The following is a 24,021-nucleotide window of genomic DNA, read 5'->3' as shown; positions in this document are numbered from 1 at the left end:
TCAATATTCAAGAATGTCTACTATATCTTCAACCTTTTTATCTGAATTAAACTCAGCTTTATCTATATAAAGGGTTATAACTGGATAATCAGCCCTTTCATATTTAAATACAGACTCACTGTCTTCCTTAAATACAGAAGGATTCCTCTTCTTACATATATCATTATCCGCATCTACAAATATTTCAATATAATTTTTTTCTCCTATTATATCTTTTGCATACTGCCTGTCTGACCTGAACCTGCTTACAGATGTTACTATGGTTATCATTCCGCTATCTGCAAACAAATTCGCTACTTCTGCAATTCTTCTTGTCTGTTCATGTGCATCATCCGGTTCAAATGCCAGATCCGAACTGAGTCCAAATCTCAGATGAGATGAATCAATATAGTATACTTTTTTACCAAGATCCATTATTTTTTTCTCAAGTTTAACGGCTATTTCATTTTTCCCGCATCCTGGCAGTCCGGTAAGCCATATAACTTTACCTTTTTGTCCCATATTTTTTTCTCTATCTTTTCTTGATACAAGCCTTTTTCTTATAGATATATTTTTGCTTCTGATATCCTTTATCTCTCTCTTAAGTGAATCTTCAACTGCCGAAACAATTCCTCCACCGCTTATATCATAACCATCTACTATTACAAATCTTCCTGTAGACTGAAGTTCACTGAACTTGTCAAAGCAAATCGGCTTTTTAGTTTTTATAGTCACTTCAGCGACATCATTTTTCTTTATGAAATTACGTTCACTGCTGCTGTTCAATGTGGAAGCATCAATTATCTTGTTTATAGATATTATATTGAATTCCTCTTCCTGAGTTTCAATCTTCAGCTTATAGGTTTTATCTTTTACAAGGTTATTTTCTCCAAGCCAGAAAACATTGGCATTAAAAACATTTCCCACAGTAACAGGGTGATCCTTGTGACATATAAATTCTCCTCTTTTATTGTAGAATTCATCTTCAACTGTAATTCCAACTGACATTCCAGCTGTCACAACGTCCCTTCTATCTTTATCCTGCCATGCTTCAATAGATTTTACCTTTGTAGTCTTGCCAGAAGGATAGATTACAATTTCATCACCGTTTCTAAGTGTACCGGATTCAATTCTACCGGCTATAATTCTTCTACTGTCAAATTTATATACATCCTGAATAGGAAATCTAAGTTCTTTTTCCTCTATACCTTTGTCTTTTTCTATGCTGTCCATGCTCTCAAGAATATTTTCTCCATTATACCAGGGCATCCTATCTGATTTATTTGCTACATTATCTCCCTTGGAAGCTGAAATTGGTATATATCTTTCTGGATATATATTTATATTGTTCAAGAATTCATTGAATTCCCTTTCAACCTCATTAAATCTCTCCTCTGAATAATCCACTAAATCCATTTTATTTATTGCCACAAATACCTTTTTAATACCTAAAAGTGACAATATATAGCCATGCCTCTTCGACTGTTCCTGCACTCCCTCTTTTGCATCTATGACTAAAATGGCAGCCTCGGCACTGGCCGCACCAGATATCATATTCTTCAAAAACTCCTTATGTCCCGGGGCATCTATAATTACATAATCTCTTTTTTTTGTAAAGAACTGCAGCATGGTTATATCTATTGTTATACCCTGCTTCTGCTCCTCTTCAAAAGCATCAAGCAGGTAGGCATATTCAAACTTTTTTCCGTTTTCCTCGGATATCCTCTTTACTTTTTCAATTTCACCGTTTGGAAGCGAACCTGTATCGTAGAGTAGTCTTCCTATTAAAGTTGACTTGCCATGATCTACATGTCCAACAACCACTATATTCAAATTTTCTCTATCTTTTGCCATTTGATCTAAATCCTTTCTATAATTACGAATTGTATATTGCACAACATATGATATTTACATATATCCATCTTTTCTGAGTTTCTCAAGAGCGTGTGCATCAGCCTTGTCCTGGGCTCTTCCTGATCTTTCAGTTTCATTGGTGTTTTTAAGTTCCTCTATTATATCATCCAGTGTAGCAGCATTTGAATCAATCGGATTAGTGCAGGGACCACATCCAAGACTCCTGTACCTTTTCCCATCCTTTGCAAAATACAGACTGACTACGGGAATGTTTTCTCTTCTTATATATTCCCATATATCAAGTTCTGTCCAGTTTATAATCGGATGTACTCTTATATGATTTCCCTTTTTAAAATCAGTTTTAAACTGATCCCACAGTTCCGGCGGCTGATCCGTATAGTCCCATTTTGATTCTGAATTTCTTTCACTGAATACTCTTTCTTTTGAACGAGATCCTTCTTCATCTCTCCTTATGCCAACTATAAGGCCTTCAAACTTGTATTTATCCACTACCTGCTGTAATCCGTCAGTCTTCAATGCCTTACAGCATACAAGTCTTCCTTTTTCAGGTCCCATTCCTTCCTGCAGTGCCTTTGTATTTGTGTGAACTATGAGATTCAAGTTATACTTCTTTGCTATACTGTCCCTGAATTCTATCATCTCAGGCATCTTGAAGGTAGTATCCACATGTATGAGCGGAAATGGGCAGTTTCCAAAAAATGCCTTTTGTGCAAGCCAAAGCATAACCGTGGAGTCCTTTCCTATTGACCACAGCATTCCAAGTTTTCCAAGCTTTTTATATGCCTCCCTGAATATATATATACTCTCAGCTTCCAGTCTGTCTAAATGATCCATTTATGATCTTCCTCCTATCAATATTAATATTTATTTGATTGTGTTCTATTTGTAACTAAAACAATTTTATTATTGCCTTTATCTTCTATATACCAGTTAAGTTCATCACCATTTTGTCCTGTATACAGAAATGAACCTCTTCCTCCTATATCGGCACCCAGATAATATCTGATTGCCCCTCTTGGGCACTCCTTTATACATGCAGTACATCCCCAGCAGTTTCTTTCATATTTTATATATGCTTTATTGTTGTCATCACTGTATATCAGACTTCCAGGACATACTGAAATACATTTGAAGCATCCTATGCATCTATTCCCGTCAATTCTTATGCTCATATATACTCTCCTTCTTCACTATATCCCTGAATATAATATTTACTTTTCCATCCTTATATACTGAATTGACATATTTAATCCATTCGCTGTCATCTCTTTCGGGAAAATCTGCATTTTCTTCATAACACTTCCACCGTGTTTCATGTCTTGCCTTCAAATGCTCTATAAGAACTTTGCATACATAAAGCCTGTCAATAAATTCATATATAAAAAGGAGCTCATGGCAATCATCTGCTTTTAGATTCCTGCTGATTTCAAACAATTCATCTATTCTACTTTGAGCTATACCAAGCTTTCGGGAATTATAGCTATAATTTTGCGATATACCTCCTGCGTATTCATCCATTACCTTCTGCATGGCTTCTTCTACCTGATCAATACTATATAATCCTCTTTCATTATTGAAAAATGCATTGACTTCATTTAATTTTGCTTTTGTACATTTGTCATCCTGGTAATCTATATTTGTATTTTTAATATATTCCAGTGCAGAATCAGCCGATATTTCTCCTTCTGCAAAGCATCCAGTTGCATATTTTTTTGGACTTCCTCCGCTTACATCTCCTGCACAATAAAGTCCTTTCAAGGTAGATGCTCTCTTTGTATCCACCCAGTATCCACTAGCAGCATGTCCACCTACGATATAAGGCTCAGTTCCTTCAATCTCAACATTTTCTTCAGATGGCATTTTGCTGCTGTCTATCCATCTAAGTGCCTGGGACGGTGCCATATTTAAATAAGCCTTGATCAAATTACTTTCTTCCATTTTGGTAATATCTTTGGTCATTAAAAAACATGGACCATTTCCTTTTTTATTTTCCATCACCGTAGCATAAAGCCTGTTTATAGTTGTTGGCCTGCCATAATTTTCAACATACTCCACACCCCTGGCATTTACCTGAACTGCTCCTACTCCCTGAGCGATAGTTCCTGTAGGTGCTATAGTGTCCTTACATCTTAGAGCAATGAATCTCATTTCAAAACTGGTCATCTCAGCACCTGCTCTTATTCCCATAGCATAGCCTGAACCTGTATTGAAGGGAGAATACCACATCTTGTGCTTGGAAAAGCCTGGATTATTAGGCTTATACAGGCCTGATGCCCCACCTGCTGCGCAAATGACAGCTTTTGCATAAATCGTATAAAATTTTTCTTCAAATATGGAAAATGCATAGGCTCCTATAATTCTGCCCTCTTTCTTTATATAATCTATTACATTTACCCCATTCAATACTTCTATATTTCTCTGGCATTGAACTGCGGATGCAAGTATAGGTTTTATATTCTCTCCATTTATCTTTACACTTCTTTTGCCTCTCTTTACATACTTCCCCTTTGAGTCCTTAAGGATGGGCAGTCCCATTTTCTCAATCTCCCAAGTAACATCATTGAGTTTTTTTGCTATAGTGTATACTAGATCCTCTCTTATAACATCATTGAATTCTCTTTTTACATATTCTACAAAACTCTCCGGTGTTTCACCGTCATTTATATATGCATTAAGGGCATTAATTCCTGCTGCAAGACATCCGCTTCTTTTTATATTTGCCTTTTCCGCAATCAACACGCTTGTTCCTGGAGACATTTTTGCCGCCCTAAGTGCTGCAAAGCATCCCGCAGTACCACCTCCAATTATTAAAATATCAGCCGCCAGTTTTTCAGGTACAAGTCTCATCCAACCACTCCTATCTTTTATCAAACAAATAACCTAATATTTTGTCGACACATTGATCTACGCTTATCTCACCGGTAGATAAAATAATTTCAGGATTTTCCGGCACTTCATAAGGTGAATCTATACCTGTAAAATTTTTTATTTCTCCATTTCTGGCTTTTTTATATATTCCTTTTGGATCCCTTCCCTCGCAAACTTCAATCGGACAATCTACATACACTTCTATAAAATCCTTGCCAAGTGTATTTCTAACCCTGTCCCTGTCACATTTAAACGGTGATACAAATGTTGCAATTGTTATGATTCCAGCATCTACAAACAACTTGCATACCTCGGATATTCTTCTTATGTTTTCGGATCTGTCTTCCTTGGTGAATCCAAGATTGGAGTTCAATCCATACCTTATATTATCCCCATCCAGCATATAGGTAAGCTTACCCATATTATATAATTCAGCCTCCAATTGAGAAGCTATAGTTGATTTTCCCGAACCTGAAAATCCTGTAAACCATATCAGCACTCCCTTTTGATTTAGAAGTTTCTCTCTAAGCTCTCTATTTACAAAAGTTTTATGCCAGACTACATTAGTTGACTTTTTATCCAATAAAATCCCTCCACCAATTTATTGTACTTTAGCAAGATAGAATTACATAATACTAATTTTAAGCATAAAAATCATGACCATTTTTCTTTTGTAAGAAAAATGGTCATATTAACATCCTGCCACTTTTCTTATCTCTCAGAAAATTATTCCGTAGGAATTAACACCGATGCATTCACATGAGAACGCCGGTTGTCGGGTTTCATTGGGCCAGTCCCTCCACCTCTCTTGATAAGAACATATTCGGTTTTCCTCAATCTCACTCTGTTATTGGACTTTATTATACTTTCTTAGTTGTATTTTGTCAAGAAGCAGCGAATCAGTCTAATATTTAATGCTTTATCTTAAATACTCCTCCATGGACCTATATTCCACTTTTCCACTGCCTTTTTCTATTTCAATACATGAAACATATGCCTCTGCCGTATCCAAACATGTAAACAAAACCCTGTCATGTGCAAGTGCAGTATGTCTAAGTTCAAAGCCCGGTGTTCCACTTTTATATCCCACGTTAGGAGTATTTATGACTATATCAAGCTTTTTTTCCTTTACTTCATTTACAGCCTCCTGTATTCTCAACTCTTTGCACACTATACCGCTGTCAATTAAAAATTTACTTGTTCCCGGAGAAGCAAAAATATTGAATCCAAGTGATTTATACTTTTCAACTATAGGAACTGCCTCTTCTTTGTCCCTGTCATTTACCGCTATATAAATATTGCCTTTTACACATATATTTACTCCTGATGCCCTGAATGCCTTATATACTGCAATATTCCTGTCAAAATCAACTCCGAGCACTTCACCTGTGGATTTCATTTCCGGCCCAAGCACTGCATCAACATCGGGAAGTTTCTTGTTTGAAAACACGGGCATTTTTACTGCAAACATCTTGCTGTTCCTGTAGGCATCCTGTCTGTATCCAAAATCCTTTATTTTCTTTCCAAGCATTATATTCACGGCTATTTTAACCATCGGTATATCAGTTACCTTGCTTAAAATAGGCACTGTTCTTGAGGCCCTTGGATTTACCTCTATTACATATACCTTTTTCCCGTCAAAAGCATACTGAACATTTAAAAGTCCCCTGACATTTAGCTCTTTTGATATTTTAACAGTATACTCTTCTATCTTTTCAAGTACTTCTTCCTGCAGATCCAAGGCAGGATAGACAGCTATACTATCTCCTGAATGAACACCTGTCTTCTCTATATGTTCCATTATGCCTGGAATTATGAGATCCTTCCCGTCAGATATGGCATCTACTTCAATTTCCCTTCCAACTATATATTTATCCACAAGTACAGGATATTCTTTTGACAGATTTACCGCTTCTTTTAGATATCTTGAAAGTTCTTCATCATTATATACAACTTTCATTGCCCTGCCGCCTATTACATAAGATGGCCTTACAATAACAGGATATCCTATTTTTCTTATCAATAGATCAGCTTCTTCCAAACTGGTGACTGACCCTCCTACGGGAGAATTTATACCCAGTTTTTTAAGAAGAATCCTAAACTTTTCTCTATCCTCTGCCAAATCTATGGACTCAAAAGACGTACCGAGCAGGTTTACTCCCCTGTCATTCAGCTTCTTCGCCAGATTCAATGCAGTCTGACCACCAAACTGTACTACGACTCCATCTACCTCTTCCTCATTTATTACATTCATTACATCATCTATATAGAGCGGATCAAAATATAATTTATCAGAAGTATCAAAATCCGTACTTACCGTTTCCGGATTATTATTTATAATAATAGCTTCAAGTCCTGCCTCCTTTATTGCCCATACTCCATTTACACAGCAGTAGTCAAATTCTATTCCCTGTCCAATTCTTATAGGACCTGAACCTATTACCAATATTTTTTTATTGTTTGAAACAACATTGTCACTTTCAAGATCATAGCAGGAATAATAATAGGAGGTCTTGGCCTCAAACTCTCCACTGCAGGTATCCACCATCTTGTACACTGACTTTATGCCGTTTACTTCTCTCAGCTTTTTCAAATCATCCAGCCTCATGCCAATCAGTTTACATATATATTCATCAGTAAAACCCATTACTTCAGCCTTCTGTATCGTATCCGCATTCGGAACATTTTTTATCAGTTCCTCTTCCATATCCACTATATTCTTTATCCCTGATACAAACCATCTGTCAATTTTTGTTATATCATGAAGTCTTTCAATGTCTACACCCTTTCTCAGAGCTTCTGCCAATGCAAAAATCCTTTCATCATCCTGCATTTTTATCTTCTTCACTATTTCATCTTCATCAAGATCAGTCAACTTGTCAAGCCTCAATCCTATTATTTTCCCCTCGAGGCTTATTACTGCTTTTAAAAGTGCACTTTCAAAATTCCTGTCTATGGACATAACTTCTCCGGTAGCTTTCATCTGTGTCTTCAGTTTTCTATCTCCACTTTTAAACTTGTCAAAAGGCCACTTGGGTATTTTAACTACACAATAATCCAGTGCAGGTTCAAACAATGCACTGGAATTCCCAGTTACATAGTTTTTAAGTTCATCAAGACTATAACCAATTGCAATTTTTGCAGCAATTTTAGCTATAGGATATCCTGCAGCCTTGGATGCAAGTGCACTTGATCTGCTCACCCTTGGGTTTACTTCTATTACCTTATAAGCATTGCTTTCCGGATCCAGTGCAAATTGTATATTGCAGCCGCCCTCTATCTTCAAGGTTCTTATTATTTTTACAGCTGATCTTCTAAGCATCTGGTACTCTTTATCCGTCAAAGTCTGTGAAGGTGCAACTACTATACTGTCTCCTGTATGTATGCCCACAGGATCTATATTTTCCATATTGCACACTACCATACAGTTGTCCTTTTTATCTCTCATGATTTCATATTCAAGTTCTTTCCAGCCAAGCAGACTCTGTTCAAGTAAAATTTGATTTATGGGGCTTTCCTCAAGTCCATTTTCACATATTTCAATGTATTCCTCATAATTTTCCGCAATACCACCGCCTGTACCACCCAATGTATAAGCAGGTCTTATTATTATTGGAAAATCTACCTTATCCAAGAACTCAATACACTGCTCCATATTTATGGCAATTGTTCCAAGTGCTATAGGTTCATCTATGGATTCCATAAGATTCTTAAAGCTTTCCCTGTCCTCTGCATTTTTTATGGATTGAATTTTTATTCCCAGCAATTCTACATTATATTTTTTGAGTATTCCAGCTCTATGAAGTTCCATAGCAAGATTCAAGGCCGTCTGCCCTCCAAATCCGGCAAGAATCCCATCAGGTCTTTCTTTTCTGATTACCTCCTCCACAGCTTCGGCCGTAAGCGGCTCTATATAAGTTCTATGTGCAATATTCTTGTCTGTCATTATGGTAGCCGGATTGCTGTTTATAAGTACGGTTTCTATACCTTCACTTTTAATGGCCTCACAAGCCTGTGTCCCCGAATAATCAAATTCAGCAGCTTGACCTATTATTATAGGTCCCGAACCTATAATCAAAACCTTTTTCAAGCTCTTTCGCAATGGCATTTTATCACTTCTCCTCATTCATTTTACTAAAGTCATATATTTCAAAAATTTATCAAATAAATATGCTGTATCCGTTGGTCCTGGACATCCTTCAGGATGAAATTGAACTGAAAATACAGGTAACTTTTTATGTCTTATTCCCTCCACAGTATTATCATTCAAATTGATATGAGTTACTACAATGTCCTCCTTGTTCAAGCTGCTTTCCCTAACTGCATATCCGTGATTTTGAGAAGTTATAAAGGCCTTATCCATGTCCACATCATATACTCCATGGTTCCCGCCCCTATGACCAAATTTCATCTTATAAGTATCTCCTCCCAGGGCAAGACACAGGATTTGATGTCCAAAGCATATTCCAAATACCGGTATACCGCTGTTTATTATATCTTTTATTGTTGGCAGGATATCCAGCATATCCTTTGGATCTCCAGGTCCATTTGGAAGCAGTATTCCATCTGGATTTATGCTCATTATACTGTTATAGTCAGAATTATAAGGGAAAATAGTTATGTCACATTTTCTTTTCTTCAGATTCCTGATTATATTTTTCTTTGCGCCAAAATCCAGGACTGCCACTTTGGGGCCACTTCCATCTATATGCTCTATATCCTTTATACTTACCTGTTCTACCAAATTCCTGTAGCTATAGGAATTGAGCAGTTTTCTTATTTCATAGATCGATTCATTTTCACTGCATATTACGGATTTCATTGTACCTCTTGATCTTATTTTTTTGGTCACGCTTCTCGTATCCACACCGCTTATTCCAACTATGTCATTTTTTAAAAGGAAATTTTCAAAACTATCTTCGCTCAAATAGTGGGAAGTGTCATTATATCTGTTTTTTACGACTATACCCTTTGCCTGTATTTTATCAGATTGGCCTACTTTATAATCAATGCCATAATTTCCTATATATGGATAGCACATATTTATTATCTGTCCTGAATAGGATGGGTCCGTAAGTATTTCCTGATATCCTGTCATTGAAGTATTAAAAACAAGTTCTCCTACAGTTATACCTTTTTTGCCTATGGCTTTTCCCATAAATACGGTACCATCTTCCAAATACAAAATGGAGTTCATAATATACCTTCTTTCTAAATATTGTCGTCTCCCAAGGTTGCAACCATAACTGCCTTTATAGTGTGAAGTCTGTTTTCTGCCTCATCAAATACTACTGAATTTTCATCCTCGAAGACTTCATCTGTGACTTCAAGAGAAGAAAGTCCGAATTTATCATATATCATCTTTCCAATACTTGTATCAAGATTATGAAAAGAAGGTAGACAATGCATGAATTTAACTTCACTATTGCCTGTCATATCAAGCAGTTCTTTATTTACTTGATACGGGACAAGCATATCTATTCTGTCCTTCCACAAGTCCTCACTTTCACCCATTGAAAGCCATACATCCGTATATATTACATCTGCACCTTTGACATTTACATCTATTTTATCACTTATAGTTATACTACCTCCAGACTTTTCTGCTTCCCTTTTACAATCATTCACTAAAGTCTCATCCGGAAACAGAGCCCTGGGAGTAATTGTCCTGAATTTCATTCCAACCTTGGAAGCTCCTATCATGAGTGCATTTGCAACATTGTTTCTTCCGTCACCTATATACACAAAATTAACTTTATCAAGGGGTTTGCCGGTAGACTCCTGAGCTGTTAAAAAATCCGCCAGAACCTGAGTTGGATGATCTTCATCAGTAAGCCCATTCCATACAGGAATTTTTGAATACTCTGACAGTATCTCTACATTTCTCTGTGAAAATCCCCGGTATTCTATCCCATCAAACATTCTTCCGAGAACTCTTGCAGTGTCCTTTAATGCCTCTCCGCTCCCAATGTGGCTCTGTGAAGAATTTATATACGTTACCTTTGCACCCATGTCATGTGCACCGACTTCAAAAGAACACCTTGTTCTCAGAGATTCCTTTTCAAATATGAGCGCAATATTTTTATCCTTCAGTCTCTTTTTCTGATTTCCCTCATACTTTTCTTTTTTCAATTTAGCAGCCAATTTTAAAAAAAAGTTTATCTCCTCAATCGTAAAATCCTTTAAAGTCAAGAAGCTTTTTCCTTTCAAGTTTACCATTAATTTCCCTCCCGTATGAAAACCAAACTTTTCACATCTATTTTATTTATAATTATACATTTATATTTATAAAAATTCAATATTGTACTGTAATATTTTAATACAACAATTAGTATATCCATACTTTCCTAATTCATCAAGAATATTTTCATTTAATTCAACTTATAATATAATTGATAATCTCTGAAAATTTGTGTATAATTATATATGACATATAAAAACGTTTACACTAGCTGTATTACAAATTTTAAAGTCGGGAGGTAGTTTTTTATGAAAACCAGTTCTTTATTCCAGCCTATTAAAATAGGTAAAGTCGAAATAAAAAACAAAATATCGATGGCACCTATGGGAGCTTTTGGACTTGTAGATAATGAATCTTGCTTCAACCAGAGAGCTACAGACTACTACGTAGAAAGGGCAAAAGGCGGCACAGGACTTATTATAACAAGCGTAACCAAGGTAGAAAATGAACTAGACAAGGTTGTAACTGGCGTACTCCCAATTATTTCAATAAACCCCGGAAGATTTATAATCACATCTGCAGAAATGACGGAAAGAGTTCATGCCTACGGCTCAAAAATATTTCTGCAGCTTTCCATGGGATTCGGAAGAAGCGGTGCACCTGGCACACTGCTTACATCACAGCCTGTTTCAGCATCAAGCATACCAAACTACTGGGATCCAACCGTCAACTGCAGGGCACTGACTACTTCAGAAGTTGAATGGATAGTTGAAAAGTTCGCAGAGGCCGCTCATGTTGCCAGATCTGCCGGATTTGACGGTGTTGAAATACATGCCGTTCATGAAGGATATCTGCTGGATCAGTTTACTCTTGCAATATTCAACAGAAGGACGGACAAATACGGCGGAGATTTGAGGGGAAGACTTCAGCTTCCTATAGAAATAGTACAGAGCATAAAATCCAAAGTTGGGGGCGATTTTCCTGTCACACTGCGTTATAGTGTTAAAAGCTGTATAAAGGACTGGAGACAGGGTGGACTTCCTGAAGAAAATTATGTTGAAAAAGGCCGTGATCTGAAAGAAGGTCTTGAAGCTGCAAAAATACTTGAGGATGCCGGATATGATGCTTTTAACTCCGATCTTGGAACATATGATGCATGGTATTGGGCACACCCTCCTCTCTACCAGAAAGACGGGCTCTATCTTCCATACACAAAAGAACTTAAAAAGGTAGTAAAAGTTCCTGTTATTGTTGCCGGGAAACTCGGTGTACCTGAAAAGGCGGAGGAGGCTATAGATACCGGTGCTGCCGATATGATAGGACTCGGAAGACCACTTCTTGCAGATGCATACTGGCCTAAGAAAGTCATTTCAAATCACGCTGAAAGAATTCGTCCCTGTATTGGATGCCATACCGGATGTATGGGTAGGGGCTTTGAATGCAAACCTTTAAGCTGTGCAGTAAATCCAGCTGCTGGAAGAGAACGTTACTACGAGATAAAACCGGCTGCAGCAAAAAAGAAAGTAATGATCATAGGTGGCGGCGTTGCCGGAATGGAAGCTGCCAGAACTGCATCACTCAGGGGACATGAGGTTACTCTCTATGAACTTTCAGACAAACTTGGCGGAGTAGTCGTTCCCGGTTCAATACCTGATTTCAAGGTTGATGACAGAAGACTTCTTGAATGGTACAGAAATGAAATGAAGGAGCTTGGCATCAAGATAGTACTCAATACAAAAGTAACAGAGGAAACCGTAGACACGGGAAAGCCGGATATCGTCATTATAGCTACTGGCTCCAGAGAAATCAAAATGAACGTAACCGGTATAGAAAAAGAGAAAGTTTCAACCGCAGTGGAGGTTTTAAACGGTAAAAACAATATCGGAGAAAACATACTCATGGTGGGCGGCGGACTTGTTGGATGCGAAACAGCCCTTTATCTGGCAGAACAGGGCAGGAAAGTTACAATTATAGAGCAGAAAGACAGCCTGCTGAGTGCAGGCAACCCAGTCCCTCATATGAACAAAATCATGCTTCTGGATCTTCTTAAAAATCACAATGTTGAAATTGTCACAAATACCTCCCTTCTTGAAGTTACCGACAGCGGAGCCACAGTTATTGACAATAAATTCGGCAAGAAGGACATATGTGCCGATACTGTAGTACTGGCAGCCGGATTCAAGCCTGAAAATGCTCTGTACAACAAACTTCGAAGCAAAATAGTTGATCTCTATTTAATCGGTGATGCAAATAAAGTAGCCAACATTATGGATGCCATATGGAGTGGAAATGAAATAGGGCTCAACTGCTGACAACAGAGCGGGAGATATGTAAAAACATATCTCCCGCTGCTAATTTTCTGCAATATAGCATATCCAGTGTCTATCTTCTTTTATTTCCATTTTGATATTTTTATATCCACTTTCTGCGATTATTTTACGAAGCTGTTCCGGTGCATATATATTCATTTTACCTAAATATTCCTCATATTCTTTTCTTGAATCATTGTCCATATACATCTCATTTATTATAATAAGTTTTCCCGATGGTTTCAGCACCCTTCTTATCTCTTTAAGACAACCGGACAGGTTCGGCCAGAAATATATTGTTTCAACTGCCGTTACCAGATCAAACTTGTCATCTTCAAAAGGAAGCTCCTCTGCACTGGAATTGTATACTTCTACCTTGCCTTCATCTATAAAATCGCTGTTGAATTCCTTGGACCACTGCACACAATCTTTGGAATAGTCCATCCCGATTACCTTTCCTGATTCCACCATACCAGCCAGCCTGTTTATGGTTTTCCCACCGCCGCATCCAACATCCAGCATTATAAAATTTTCCTTTATGTCAACTTTGTCAAGTCCCCAGCCGGTCAGCTCAAAATGACTTTTGTTCATTTCATCTGCAACAGTTTTCCCTTCCATTCCAGAAGGCTTTTTGCACTGATTGAGCCTTCTCGCCAATTCACTCATATAAATCAATTCTCCCTTCATCAACTAATTTTATTGAGCACACAATTTTTAAGTACTACAGCCTTTATTTTGTCATAGTCTATATTTGATGGAACTATTTCTTTAATTGGATACAATCTTTCACAGCCAACCCTGTCTATAGCCGACATAATAACTTTCTCCTCTTTTTCCGTAAACAAGCTTCCAAACTCTATGTTAAAGTTCAGCTCATTGCCTATTTCAGCATATTTTTTAATGTGAGTCAGTATAGTAGAGATTGTAACTCCTCTTTCTGAAGCAATTTCCACTATGCTCTTATTATGTTTTACCATATCTATTGTTATGTCATAGGTACTCGGTTTTTTTGATTTTCTGGATGTATCTTCCTTGTTAAATACCCAGTTTACATCTATACTATTTTCTAAAACATACTTTTTTATTTTTTCCAGAAATGGTCCTGCATATTTATTCAATTTCAGATCTCCAACCCCCGATATATCCAGCATCTGTTCTTCTGTACATGGGTATCGGGCACTCATTTCTCTTAAAGTACTATCTGAAAATATCAAGTATGGAGGTATAGCCTCTTTTACAGCTATATTCTTTCTGAGCTCCCTGAGTATCTCAAACAGATTATTATTTACACTTATTCTTCTGGTTTCCACCTGTTCCTTCAGTACCACCCTGTCAATTCCCTTCAGAATTTTTACGGATTTCTCATTTAAAACTACTGTTGGATACTCTCCCTCCTTGAGGGATGCATATCCATGAGCTATAAGTGTATTTACAAAGCTCGAAAGGAATTCTTTAGAATACTCCTTCATTATACCGTAGGTAGATAATCTGTTGAATCCATTTTGAATAACTTTTTTCTGAGATGAACCTCTGAGCACGTCAACTATCATGTTCACTCCAAAGCTTCTTTTCATCCTGTATACACAGGACAGTACCTTCTGGGCTTCTATCGTTCTGTCTACGCGCTGTCCCTCACTTATGCAATTGCTGCAATTTCCACATTCCTCATAATCCACCTTTTCCCCAAAATAATTGAGTATATATTTTCTGAGGCACCCATTATAATGGACAAAGTCCACCATCTGCTGCAGCTTCCTGTATTCATTCAGTCTTCTATCCTCTGACTGTATGCTGTTTTCAATCAAGTATTTTTGTGTTATTACATCCTGGGGTGCAAACATAAGTATGCATTCGCTATTTTCACCATCTCTCCCGGCCCTGCCTATTTCCTGATAGTAACTTTCTATATTTCTAGGAATATTATAGTGAATTACATATCTGACATTTGACTTGTCTATGCCCATTCCAAAAGCATTTGTAGCAACTATTACATTCGCCCTGTCATATACGAAATCCTCCTGGTTTTTCTTCCTTTCACTATCTGACAATCCTGCATGATACCTGACAACATTTATTCCATTTTTCAGAAGTCTGTCGTAAATATTATCCACTGTCTTTCTGGTAGAAGCATATATAATACCGGATTGATCTTTATTTTTCACTATATAATTTGACATATATGAGAATCTGGAGCCTATTTTCAGGCAGGTTATCTTTAAATTCTCCCTGTCAAAACCAGATATAAACACGGCAGGTTTTTTCAACTTTATCTGTCTTACAACGTCTTCTCTGACTTCTTTAGTTGCAGTGGCCGTGAAAGCCGTTACTACAGGTCTGTTACCAAGTCCATCTACAAATCTCCATATGTACCTGTAACTGCTTCTAAAATCATGTCCCCACTGTGAAACACAGTGAGCTTCATCCACAGCTACCTGGGATATGTTCATATTCATCATCATGTTGCAGAAATTAACGGATTCAAGTCTTTCCGGAGCCACATATAATATCTTTATGGTATTTTTCTTCAGCCTTGATATTATTGACAACATCCCCTCCTGATCCAACGAGCTGTTTATATAATCAGCCTTTATGCCAAGATCCTTTATACTATCCACCTGATCCTTCATAAGTGAAATCAAGGGAGAAATTACTATGGTGATTCCTTCAAAAATAAGTGCAGGTATCTGATAGCATATCGATTTTCCGCCGCCTGTAGGCATTATGGCTAGAGTATCTCTTCCATCCAAAATGCTTTTTATCACATTCTCCTGGCAGCTCCTGAATTTTTCATATCCATAATATTTATGCAGTATCTCCAATGCACTCTCAATCAACAATTTTTCACCTCTTACAATGGACTATAATTTCAATAATTAAATTATATCACATATATCCCAATTAAAACCTCTGTATTCAACAAGGAATATTTTCATAAAATTTGGATATAAATTACTATATAAAATAAAATTCGTTGAAATTTAATGTATCTTAGAGGAGGATTACAATGGACTACTTTCACAAAGCCAACGAACTATATAACATCAAGGATTACAGGAGAGCTATCACAATGTATGAAAAAGCCATAGCCATAAAAGATAATGAAGTGTCTTCACTTTACAATTCAGCAGTATGTCTTATAAAATTAAATGAGTATTCAAAAGCAATCCCCAAATTAAAAGAAGCAATAAAATTAAAAAAAGAAAGCAAGTATTTCTTTAATCTAGGATATTGTTATACCATGCTGAAAAATCATAAAAAAGCGCTGTTGTCTTTCAACAATGCCTGGTGCCTGGATAATTCAGACACTGACTGTGAGAAGGCAATAAACATACTGCTTAAAAACTATTCCAAATCAAAATAGTAGAGTATATCTGCTACCACTCTCCTGCTATCTGTGCATTTTTATGATCTATACTGAATCTGGAACTATCGAAATAATTTCCTCCCCTATAAAAGGTTGTGTCTACATTTATCCATTTGTTCTTTTCAGGAATATACACTTGATTCCAGGCATGGCTTACCCAGCTTATTCCATTAAATCCTTCGCCTGTTATCAGCCTTACCTTAATATTGTTTGCCCTTGCCATGGCAACATAAAGACAGGAATAATCAAAACAAATTCCCTTTTTTGTTTCAAAGGTTGGTATAGCTCCTGACTGTACATCAAAATCATTGTTCAAAACCTTGTTTGCCTTGTCATGATCATAAGATATACTGGTTCCTATCCAGTTATACAGCATTTCAGCTTTTTCCGTTGTATCATTTCCCTCTGACCCAAGCCCCCTTGCAAGCCTGTCAATCTGATCATTGGATTTGACTCCCTGATCCAAAGTCACTCCGTTATAGTATACTATAGTATTTCTATTATTAATTTCTCTTAGAGGTGTGGATGAATTAGACTGTACCTGCCTGCCGTCAGATTCCCTTATTACTATTCTAAAAGAATTATTCAGTATATTGGGCAGTTGCTTTGCAATAGTTGAATTTGTAACAGGTATTACGATATTCTGACATATAGATCTATAGATTTTAGATTCCTGTAGATATCCACTCAATTTGCTGTTAACGTTAAATATTGACATTATATTCAGTACAAATGTAACTAAAAGCACATAACATATGGCTTTGGGAAGTTGAAATATCATTCCCGTTATTCTTTTAAACAGATTGTTCTTGGTCCCAAGAAATTTTTCTATACTGTCCAGTACAGGATAAAAAGTAAGATAATTCATCAAGTCAAAAAGCAATTTGATTATCCTGTATATGATAAATACGATTATAGGTATTACAACAGCGTATATTATCAAATTATTATTTTCAATATAGCTTAATATCTGAACCGGTATATAATTATATATTTTTTCATATATTCCCGTATCATGTTGTATGAATATTTTCTTTCCAAAATATATTCCTGTTATTATAGATATAATAAAGGATATATTTCTACTCACATCATCTATATCCAATTTGAGATCTCTGGAAGAAAATTTAAACAAAAATCCTCTTAAAATCGGATATAAAAATACTGTCAGTATAATAATAGTTATGGGATTTATATTCACGATAACACCCACCTTTTAAACATTTATCTAAAATTTTCGCAACTATCATTTAAAACTCTTTTTAGAACGGGCTTTATGTCTTCCCACAAATAATTTCTTCTCAGAAGATATTGTCCAAGCTTTTTGTATATTTTATCAATATCCTTTTCAGATCTTGCTATTATATTATACCTTTTTTTCGCAATTGAATATAGGCTGTCAATGTCTTTTCTGTAAATATTTTCTGCATACTTGAAATCTTCCTTTTTTATTACCTTCGCCAGAATACTTTTAGCAAGCTGTATATCATACCCATTTCTAACCATATAATTTCCAAGCTTTCTATACATATTACCAATGTCATGGCATTCCTTCACCATGATATTATACTTTTTCAACGCCAATTTACGGGCATTTTCCTCATACAATGATTCATCTATATTTTTCAGTTCCTCTTCTATTGTATCTTCCCCTATTCCTTTTTTTACAAGATCATATCTTATCTTGTTCTTGCCGGAACGGCCTATTTTCTCATTTATATACATCCTTGCAAATTTATGATCATCAATGAATTTATATTTCTTCAAAAATATCAATGTCCTCTTTATTGTATCCACGTCATAATTTTTTTCAACAAGTCTGTCGTAAATTTGTTTTTTTGTCTTATAGCTCCTCTCTATAATTCTAAGAGCCTGACTTTTACATTTTATATAACTGTCTTCTTCAATTATTCTCCTTAGAGAATCTACATCTATATGCTTCCCTTTTACTACATTATGACTATATATAATTTCTGAACTACAGGAAAATGAAAATTCATTATTTACATATACATTTACCCTGTCCTTACCCTGCAGCTTTATCCCGGTTACTATATTTTTACACATAATTAATTCAAACTACTCCTTATCAGATTCCCTTAAAATATAAATAGTTGGATCGTTGAATATTTTCCTTGCTACTTTGTATATATCATCCTCTTTAACTTTTTCAATTTCTTTTATATCTTCCACGAATTTGAATATGCTGTTTCCTTCTATTGACTGGCTAAGTACATACTCTCCGATATCCGTACTGTCTTCCAGAGTAAAGGCAACTGCAGTTTTCAAAGCCTTTTTCATAATGGAAATACTGCTGCTGTCAAATACTATATTCTCATCTTTTATATCCTCAATACATTTTAAGACGGTATTCACTGTAACTTCAATATTTTCTTCATTCACTGCTGTATATATGTAGAGAGTCTTTACATACTGAGTTAAATTCAAATCAGTATATACATCATAGGCAAGCCCTCTTTCCTCCCTGAGCTTTCTAAACAATATCGAGTTGGCACTTTCACCAAGCTTGTGGTTTAATATTCTAAGGGCCAGTTCCTCTTTTTTGCTTAAGTCATAAAGTGTAAACAGAAACATGACTGTACTCTGCTCAATATCCCTTTTATATCCACTCTTCATGCATGGAAAATTTTTCTCAGCTACAACTTTTCTCGATTCAACTTTCCTGTATTCCCAGCTGCTAAAATATTTCTGAACAAGCTTTAATACATAATCGTGTTCATAATGTGATACTACGGATATAAAGCAATTATTCGGAACATAGAACTTACGATAAAATTCCATGAGCTTTTTCTTTGTAAATACCTTAATTGTATCCTCTGTTCCACATGTATCATATCTGAGAGGGCTTTTTTTAAATGCCGCTTCATTTATCTTTCTGAAACTAAGTTGTTCTATATCATCATTCCCCGACTTTATTTCCGACAGTATAACCTTTCTCTCTCTTTCAATTTCTCCACATTCAAATGTAGGGTTAAGTATCATATCAGAAATGATTTCTATGGATTTTTCCAATTCCTCTTCTAAATTAGTAATACTGTACACAGTGCATGTATAGTCCGTATATGCATTATACTCTCCACCCAAATTCTCCAATTCTGCGTTTAATTTTTCATTTGATCTCTTTTCCGTGCCTTTAAAGAGCATATGTTCTATAAAATGTGATATTCCTTTCTCATCTGGATTTTCATATATAGAACCTATTTTTATTCCAAGATGCAGAGATGAAATCTGCGTATCCTTTTTTACAGTAATAAGTTTTATTCCATTTGATAAAACTTTTTCAACCGCGTTGAACATATTAGTCTCCTCTAAATTTCAGTTAAAATTTATAAAAATCTTTATATTACATTATATCATAATTAATAAGGTCAAATATATTTAACTCATTGACTCATTGATTAAAATTTGATATTATTGGAATACTATGTTATGATAGAGTTTGTTTTGTACTATAAAAAAGAAAGAGGAATTTTAATGAATAATATTAGTTTCAATGATTTAAACTTACATCCCAAGGTGCTTCAATCCATAGATGCTATGGGTTTTGAAGAACCTTCTCAAATTCAGGCGGAATCAATTCCTATAATATTGGAAGGTCATGATGTAATAGGTCAGGCACAGACCGGTACAGGTAAGACACTGGCTTTTGGTGCCCCTATGCTGAGTAAAATAGATAATACAAGTAAACATATTTCAACTCTTATACTTACCCCTACACGAGAACTTGCAATTCAGGTAAATGATGAACTGAGCAAGATTGCCAAATTCAGAAAAATCCGTCTTATGCCCATATATGGCGGTCAGCCAATTGAAAGGCAGATAAGATCATTAAAGCATGGTACGGATGTTGTAGTTGGAACTCCAGGAAGAATAATTGACCATATAAACAGGCGCACAATAGATTTGAGCAAGATAGAATTTCTAATAATAGATGAAGCCGATGAAATGCTTGATATGGGATTTATAGATGATATAGAAAGCATAATAAAGAGCACGAATTCAAATAGGCAGACTTTGTTATTCTCTGCCACAATGCCAAATCAGATAAAAAAACTGGCTTCCAATTATATGAGCAAGGATGTAAAATACGTCAAAATAGAAAAAAGTACTTTAACTGTAGAAAAGATAAAACAGTATTACTATGAAATCAAACATAAGGACAGATTTGAATCACTGTGCAGGATATTGGATGTAGACGAACCCTCAAGTGCCATAATATTCTGCAAAACAAAAAGAGGCGTGGATGAACTTGTAGAATCCATGCAGGCAAGGGGTTATAATGTAGAAGGAATGCATGGTGACATGAATCAAAATCAAAGATTAAACACATTGAGAAAATTCAAGGATGGGAGTCTGGAATTTTTAGTTGCAACGGATGTTGCTGCCAGAGGAATAGACGTAGAAAATGTGTCTCATGTAATAAACTATGATCTTCCACAGGATACTGAGTATTATGTACACAGAATAGGCAGAACCGGAAGGGCAAATAAAGATGGAATAGCTTATTCCCTTGTCACTCCGAGAGAATATATACTTTTAAAGCAGATAGAAAAATTCACTAAAAGCAAGATAAAAAGAAAAGAAGTACCTACAGTGGATGATATATTCGAGGCAAAATACAAACACATTTCAGAAAAAATTCGAGCCGTACTGGCAGAAAACAATTTTAAAAAATTTATTCCTGCCGCTACTGAATTAGATGAGGAATTTAACCTTGTCGATGTTGCAGCAGCTCTTATGAAAATGGTATTTGACAGTGAACTGAGCTTTGATTATAAAGAAAACTCCATAAGCAAAAATGTAGACGAGAATGTACGGTTGTTTTTATCAATAGGCCGTATGGATAAAATAACCCCAAGGAAGCTAATTAAATTCTTAGGTGAAACTTCTTCTGTAGAAGCCCATGAAATAGGAGATATAGACATTTTGAACAAATTTACTTTTATAAATGTTCCTGAAAGCATATCCTCCGTTATTTTAAAGAAAACCAATGGAAAGAAATTTCAGGGAAGACGTGTATCAGTGGAAATAGCCAAAAACAAGGACTCAAAAAACAAATAGCAAATATACCCGCAAAGTACTTTGCGGGTATATTTGCTATTTATAATTTATATATTATTGGGAGTCCTTACATATATCCACCCATTCTCCTTTGACCAAATCGAACATTTTTTCAGGTGAAATCTTCATGGCATAATCCTTTGACCCTGCTGCAGGATATACATAGTCAAAATCTTTTATTGAAACATCCATATATATCTTCATATCGTTTTTCAAGCCAAACGGGCATAACCCTCCCACAGGGTGACCTATTTCATTCAATACTTTGTCATGTTCTACCATTTTGGCCTTTGTCTTGAATAAATTCTTGAACTTTTTATTGCTGACTTTGAGATCTCCCCGTACAACTACCAGAATATCCTCGTCTCCTACTTTAAAAGCCAGTGTTTTTGCTATGTACTTGGGCTCCGTATGTATGACCTCCGCAGCCTGCTGAACTGTAGCCCCGCTATCCGGCAATTTGAAAACTGGATTTTCCAAATTTCTGTCCTTAAAATACTTTATTACACTTTCCACACTCATTTACACAATACCTCCATATAAATTGAATTTTACTTTTATATATTTTTTATTTCCTCTATGAGCTTCAATGCAGCCTTCCTTGGACCTTCTTTTTCCCTTCCCTTTAAACCCAATCTCGTTCTAAGTTGTCCTACCTTTATGCCTTTTTCAAAAAACTTTCTAAAATATTTTTCCAAAAGCTTATCTGTTTCCTCATGTTTTTGTGCAGGTCCAAATGGATTTGCAAAATATGTCTTCACAAGACCTTTTTCGGAAGTAGTTCCCTTTGCCATTCTTGCTCCATTCCTAAATACACCAATTGCTTCCTCACAGCGGTCAAAATATTCCAATTCCTCCCCATCCTCATAATTATTGGCATATAAAAATAGATTCACAGGATATCCACATGTTATTTCAGTGTAGCTTGATACAGGTATAACAAGCCTGGCATTTATTTTATCAGGGTTCATAAATATACTCCTATCTATCTCTCTGAATGCATAACCCGTATCCAGATCATCCAGCCTGACAAAAGCACCTATTTCAGTCCCATAGGCCATTATCTCACCCTCATTATTGATTCTTACCGTACCCATATCATCAAATATGATTTTCATATCGCTTATATATTTATCGCCAAGCTCTCTGAATGCCTCAAGGCTTTCAGATTTACCGGCACCGCTGTCTCCCATTATAATTATATTTGCAGTTTTATTGTCCTTTGTAATTATGTTCACCATTGCTCCATGGACAGGTAAAAATCCTCTTTTTATCATTATGAGATTGTGAAGGGTCAGCGTCATCTTTTTCATATATCCAAAATAGTCTATGGCCTCATTATAATTTATATAACCCAGCATTATATTATTTTGACTGTCATCATAAAAAATAGTCCTCATATTCTCAGAATTGTCCCTTGCACCAAATACATAGACTATATCAGGTTTTTTATTCATATATTCTTCTTCTTTTGCAATTTCAAACAAATTACACAAAGTAACACCATGAGCCATGAAATCTCTGTGAAAATATATATATGCCATGAGATCCCCTACTTTTGCCGGATAGCAAAACCAATGATCTGGATTTATAGTGCACTCCTTCAACGGGTTGCTGGAATATTCTTTAAACATTCCAGTTCTCGTGTTCTTTTTAGGATATATTATAAATGGTGGGTCCAATATTATGGATTTGATAAATGGTATATTTTGAAGTCCCTCATAATCTTTTGGATATGGCCACCTTACATCTTCAAGTACCAGGCCGGCATTTCCTCCCGCTGGAAGCTGCCTGTATATCTGCGGCTTCTGAGACAGTATATTTTCCTCTATTTTTCTATAAGTGTCCAAAATCAATTGTGAAAATCTATTGTTTGCATCTATAAAACTTACATTCTGGAATCCTTCACCTGCTTTATTATTTTGTATAATGGTATATCTTTCTATTTTTCTCCAGAACCTATAAAAGTCTTCTATAAATAGTATAAATTTATCTTTGTCATTAAATATATATTTGCAATTGACATCCAAATTTTCAATATGTTCCGCGTCAAGCACCATAAGTAATTTGAATATGCTTCTTATGACATCTGCCAACTTGTCCGTTTCCTCAATTCTGGTACACTCATAAATATATTTATATACTGAAGTATCCTTGTCTTTTATTTTCCCCAAATATCTGGTAAGAATAACTTTAAATGCAGAACTTTCAAATAACTTTTCAGGCGACTCACAAAATTTTTCGGTAAAATTTATCATTACCTTCCCACTTTTTAGATAAAATTCTTTTCTCATAATAAACCCCCATTCCCAATAAAATCCGCTTTCTGCAAATTCATTTAATTTATATTATATCACAATGTT

18 protein-coding genes and 1 riboswitch are annotated in these 24,021 nt (G+C 35.7%); of the genes, 3 read left to right on the top strand and 15 right to left on the bottom strand.

Annotated features, from left to right (window positions below; genetic code table 11):
* From LKE46_RS02935 to argF, 8 genes are all read right to left on the bottom strand, one after another.
* Entirely contained in the window at window positions 1–1,833 is a 1,833-nt protein-coding gene (locus tag LKE46_RS02935) for a GTP-binding protein (protein WP_291718292.1), read from the bottom strand.
* 54 nt (window positions 1,834–1,887) lie between these two features.
* Window positions 1,888–2,688 (bottom strand): sulfate adenylyltransferase subunit CysD, encoded by an 801-nt coding sequence (gene cysD, locus LKE46_RS02930; protein ID WP_291718290.1) that lies wholly within the window; start codon window positions 2,686–2,688, stop codon window positions 1,888–1,890.
* Window positions 2,689–2,711: 23 nt separating this feature from the next.
* Window positions 2,712–3,026: a 4Fe-4S dicluster domain-containing protein gene (locus tag LKE46_RS02925; protein ID WP_291718288.1), complete on the bottom strand. Its 315-nt coding sequence runs from the start codon at window positions 3,024–3,026 to the stop codon at window positions 2,712–2,714.
* Window positions 3,010–4,701: an adenylyl-sulfate reductase subunit alpha gene (locus LKE46_RS02920; protein WP_291718287.1), complete on the bottom strand. Its 1,692-nt coding sequence runs from the start codon at window positions 4,699–4,701 to the stop codon at window positions 3,010–3,012. Before LKE46_RS02920 ends, LKE46_RS02925 begins: the two co-directional genes overlap by 17 nt.
* A gap of 10 nt (window positions 4,702–4,711) precedes the next feature.
* Window positions 4,712–5,305, bottom strand: a complete 594-nt coding sequence (gene cysC / locus LKE46_RS02915; RefSeq protein WP_434735187.1) for an adenylyl-sulfate kinase — start codon at window positions 5,303–5,305, stop codon at window positions 4,712–4,714.
* A 125-nt stretch (window positions 5,306–5,430) separates the two neighbouring features.
* Window positions 5,431–5,540: riboswitch (SAM riboswitch) on the bottom strand.
* A 101-nt stretch (window positions 5,541–5,641) separates the two neighbouring features.
* A complete protein-coding gene (gene carB, locus LKE46_RS02910) occupies window positions 5,642–8,830 on the bottom strand; it encodes a carbamoyl-phosphate synthase (glutamine-hydrolyzing) large subunit (RefSeq protein WP_291718285.1) in 3,189 nt (1,062 codons plus the stop codon).
* An 18-nt stretch (window positions 8,831–8,848) separates the two neighbouring features.
* Window positions 8,849–9,919, bottom strand: coding sequence for a glutamine-hydrolyzing carbamoyl-phosphate synthase small subunit (gene carA / locus LKE46_RS02905; protein WP_291718283.1), 1,071 nt, complete (start codon window positions 9,917–9,919; stop codon window positions 8,849–8,851).
* Window positions 9,920–9,933: 14 nt separating this feature from the next.
* On the bottom strand, window positions 9,934–10,941 hold the full coding sequence (gene argF / locus LKE46_RS02900; RefSeq protein ID WP_291718280.1) for an ornithine carbamoyltransferase: 1,008 nt from the start codon (window positions 10,939–10,941) through the stop codon (window positions 9,934–9,936).
* Window positions 10,942–11,211: 270 nt separating this feature from the next.
* Here argF and LKE46_RS02895 point away from each other — a divergent pair, with 270 nt between their 5' ends.
* Window positions 11,212–13,215, top strand: a complete 2,004-nt coding sequence (locus LKE46_RS02895) for an FAD-dependent oxidoreductase (protein WP_291718278.1) — start codon at window positions 11,212–11,214, stop codon at window positions 13,213–13,215.
* A gap of 39 nt (window positions 13,216–13,254) precedes the next feature.
* Here LKE46_RS02895 and LKE46_RS02890 read toward each other — a convergent pair whose 3' ends face one another.
* Together LKE46_RS02890 and recQ are read right to left on the bottom strand one after the other, a co-directional pair.
* Complete coding sequence (locus LKE46_RS02890) at window positions 13,255–13,878, bottom strand: class I SAM-dependent methyltransferase (protein ID WP_291718276.1); 624 nt, start codon at window positions 13,876–13,878, stop codon at window positions 13,255–13,257.
* A 20-nt stretch (window positions 13,879–13,898) separates the two neighbouring features.
* Window positions 13,899–16,046, bottom strand: a complete 2,148-nt coding sequence (gene recQ / locus LKE46_RS02885) for a DNA helicase RecQ (protein WP_291725534.1) — start codon at window positions 16,044–16,046, stop codon at window positions 13,899–13,901.
* 170 nt (window positions 16,047–16,216) lie between these two features.
* Here recQ and LKE46_RS02880 point away from each other — a divergent pair, with 170 nt between their 5' ends.
* Window positions 16,217–16,573, top strand: coding sequence for a tetratricopeptide repeat protein (locus LKE46_RS02880; RefSeq protein WP_291718274.1), 357 nt, complete (start codon window positions 16,217–16,219; stop codon window positions 16,571–16,573).
* A 13-nt stretch (window positions 16,574–16,586) separates the two neighbouring features.
* On the opposite strand, the gene LKE46_RS02875 is transcribed toward LKE46_RS02880, so the two are convergent.
* From LKE46_RS02875 to LKE46_RS02865, 3 genes are read right to left on the bottom strand one after another with little or no spacing between them, the layout of a single operon-like run.
* Window positions 16,587–17,777 (bottom strand): transglutaminase-like domain-containing protein, encoded by a 1,191-nt coding sequence (locus LKE46_RS02875; RefSeq protein ID WP_291718272.1) that lies wholly within the window; start codon window positions 17,775–17,777, stop codon window positions 16,587–16,589.
* Window positions 17,778–17,800: 23 nt separating this feature from the next.
* Window positions 17,801–18,643, bottom strand: coding sequence for a recombination regulator RecX (gene recX, locus LKE46_RS02870; RefSeq protein WP_291718270.1), 843 nt, complete (start codon window positions 18,641–18,643; stop codon window positions 17,801–17,803).
* 12 nt (window positions 18,644–18,655) lie between these two features.
* A complete protein-coding gene (locus LKE46_RS02865; RefSeq protein WP_291718268.1) occupies window positions 18,656–19,894 on the bottom strand; it encodes a M16 family metallopeptidase in 1,239 nt (412 codons plus the stop codon).
* Between the two features lie 177 nt (window positions 19,895–20,071).
* On the opposite strand from LKE46_RS02865, the gene LKE46_RS02860 reads away from it, so the two are divergent.
* Window positions 20,072–21,658, top strand: a complete 1,587-nt coding sequence (locus tag LKE46_RS02860; RefSeq protein ID WP_291718266.1) for a DEAD/DEAH box helicase — start codon at window positions 20,072–20,074, stop codon at window positions 21,656–21,658.
* A 54-nt stretch (window positions 21,659–21,712) separates the two neighbouring features.
* On the opposite strand, the gene LKE46_RS02855 is transcribed toward LKE46_RS02860, so the two are convergent.
* Both LKE46_RS02855 and LKE46_RS02850 read right to left on the bottom strand, forming a co-directional pair.
* A complete protein-coding gene (locus LKE46_RS02855; RefSeq protein WP_291718264.1) occupies window positions 21,713–22,180 on the bottom strand; it encodes a YbaK/EbsC family protein in 468 nt (155 codons plus the stop codon).
* A gap of 35 nt (window positions 22,181–22,215) precedes the next feature.
* Entirely contained in the window at window positions 22,216–23,952 is a 1,737-nt protein-coding gene (locus tag LKE46_RS02850; RefSeq protein ID WP_291718262.1) for a phosphoenolpyruvate carboxykinase, read from the bottom strand.
* Window positions 23,953–24,021 lie beyond the last annotated feature (69 nt).

The organism is Clostridium sp. (assembly GCF_022482905.1).
Taxonomy (GTDB): Bacteria; Bacillota; Clostridia; order Clostridiales; family Clostridiaceae; genus Clostridium_B.
The sequence above is the reverse complement of the archived record's forward strand: the minus strand, read 5'-3'. Positions and strand labels throughout refer to the sequence as shown.

Excerpts from the sequence above, each read along its gene's own strand:
- LKE46_RS02935 (WP_291718292.1), bottom strand. The coding sequence starts at position 1,833 with ATGGCAAAAGATAGAGAAAATTTGAATATAGTGGTTGTTGGACATGTA.
- cysD (WP_291718290.1), bottom strand. The coding sequence starts at position 2,688 with ATGGATCATTTAGACAGACTGGAAGCTGAGAGTATATATATATTCAGG.
- LKE46_RS02925 (WP_291718288.1), bottom strand. The coding sequence starts at position 3,026 with ATGAGCATAAGAATTGACGGGAATAGATGCATAGGATGCTTCAAATGT.
- LKE46_RS02920 (WP_291718287.1), bottom strand. The coding sequence starts at position 4,701 with ATGAGACTTGTACCTGAAAAACTGGCGGCTGATATTTTAATAATTGGA.
- carB (WP_291718285.1), bottom strand. The coding sequence starts at position 8,830 with ATGCCATTGCGAAAGAGCTTGAAAAAGGTTTTGATTATAGGTTCGGGA.
- carA (WP_291718283.1), bottom strand. The coding sequence starts at position 9,919 with ATGAACTCCATTTTGTATTTGGAAGATGGTACCGTATTTATGGGAAAA.
- argF (WP_291718280.1), bottom strand. The coding sequence starts at position 10,941 with ATGGTAAACTTGAAAGGAAAAAGCTTCTTGACTTTAAAGGATTTTACG.
- LKE46_RS02895 (WP_291718278.1), top strand. The coding sequence starts at position 11,212 with ATGAAAACCAGTTCTTTATTCCAGCCTATTAAAATAGGTAAAGTCGAA.
- LKE46_RS02890 (WP_291718276.1), bottom strand. The coding sequence starts at position 13,878 with ATGAGTGAATTGGCGAGAAGGCTCAATCAGTGCAAAAAGCCTTCTGGA.
- LKE46_RS02880 (WP_291718274.1), top strand. The coding sequence starts at position 16,217 with ATGGACTACTTTCACAAAGCCAACGAACTATATAACATCAAGGATTAC.
- recX (WP_291718270.1), bottom strand. The coding sequence starts at position 18,643 with ATGTGTAAAAATATAGTAACCGGGATAAAGCTGCAGGGTAAGGACAGG.
- LKE46_RS02865 (WP_291718268.1), bottom strand. The coding sequence starts at position 19,894 with ATGTTCAACGCGGTTGAAAAAGTTTTATCAAATGGAATAAAACTTATT.
- LKE46_RS02860 (WP_291718266.1), top strand. The coding sequence starts at position 20,072 with ATGAATAATATTAGTTTCAATGATTTAAACTTACATCCCAAGGTGCTT.
- LKE46_RS02855 (WP_291718264.1), bottom strand. The coding sequence starts at position 22,180 with ATGAGTGTGGAAAGTGTAATAAAGTATTTTAAGGACAGAAATTTGGAA.
- LKE46_RS02850 (WP_291718262.1), bottom strand. The coding sequence starts at position 23,952 with ATGAGAAAAGAATTTTATCTAAAAAGTGGGAAGGTAATGATAAATTTT.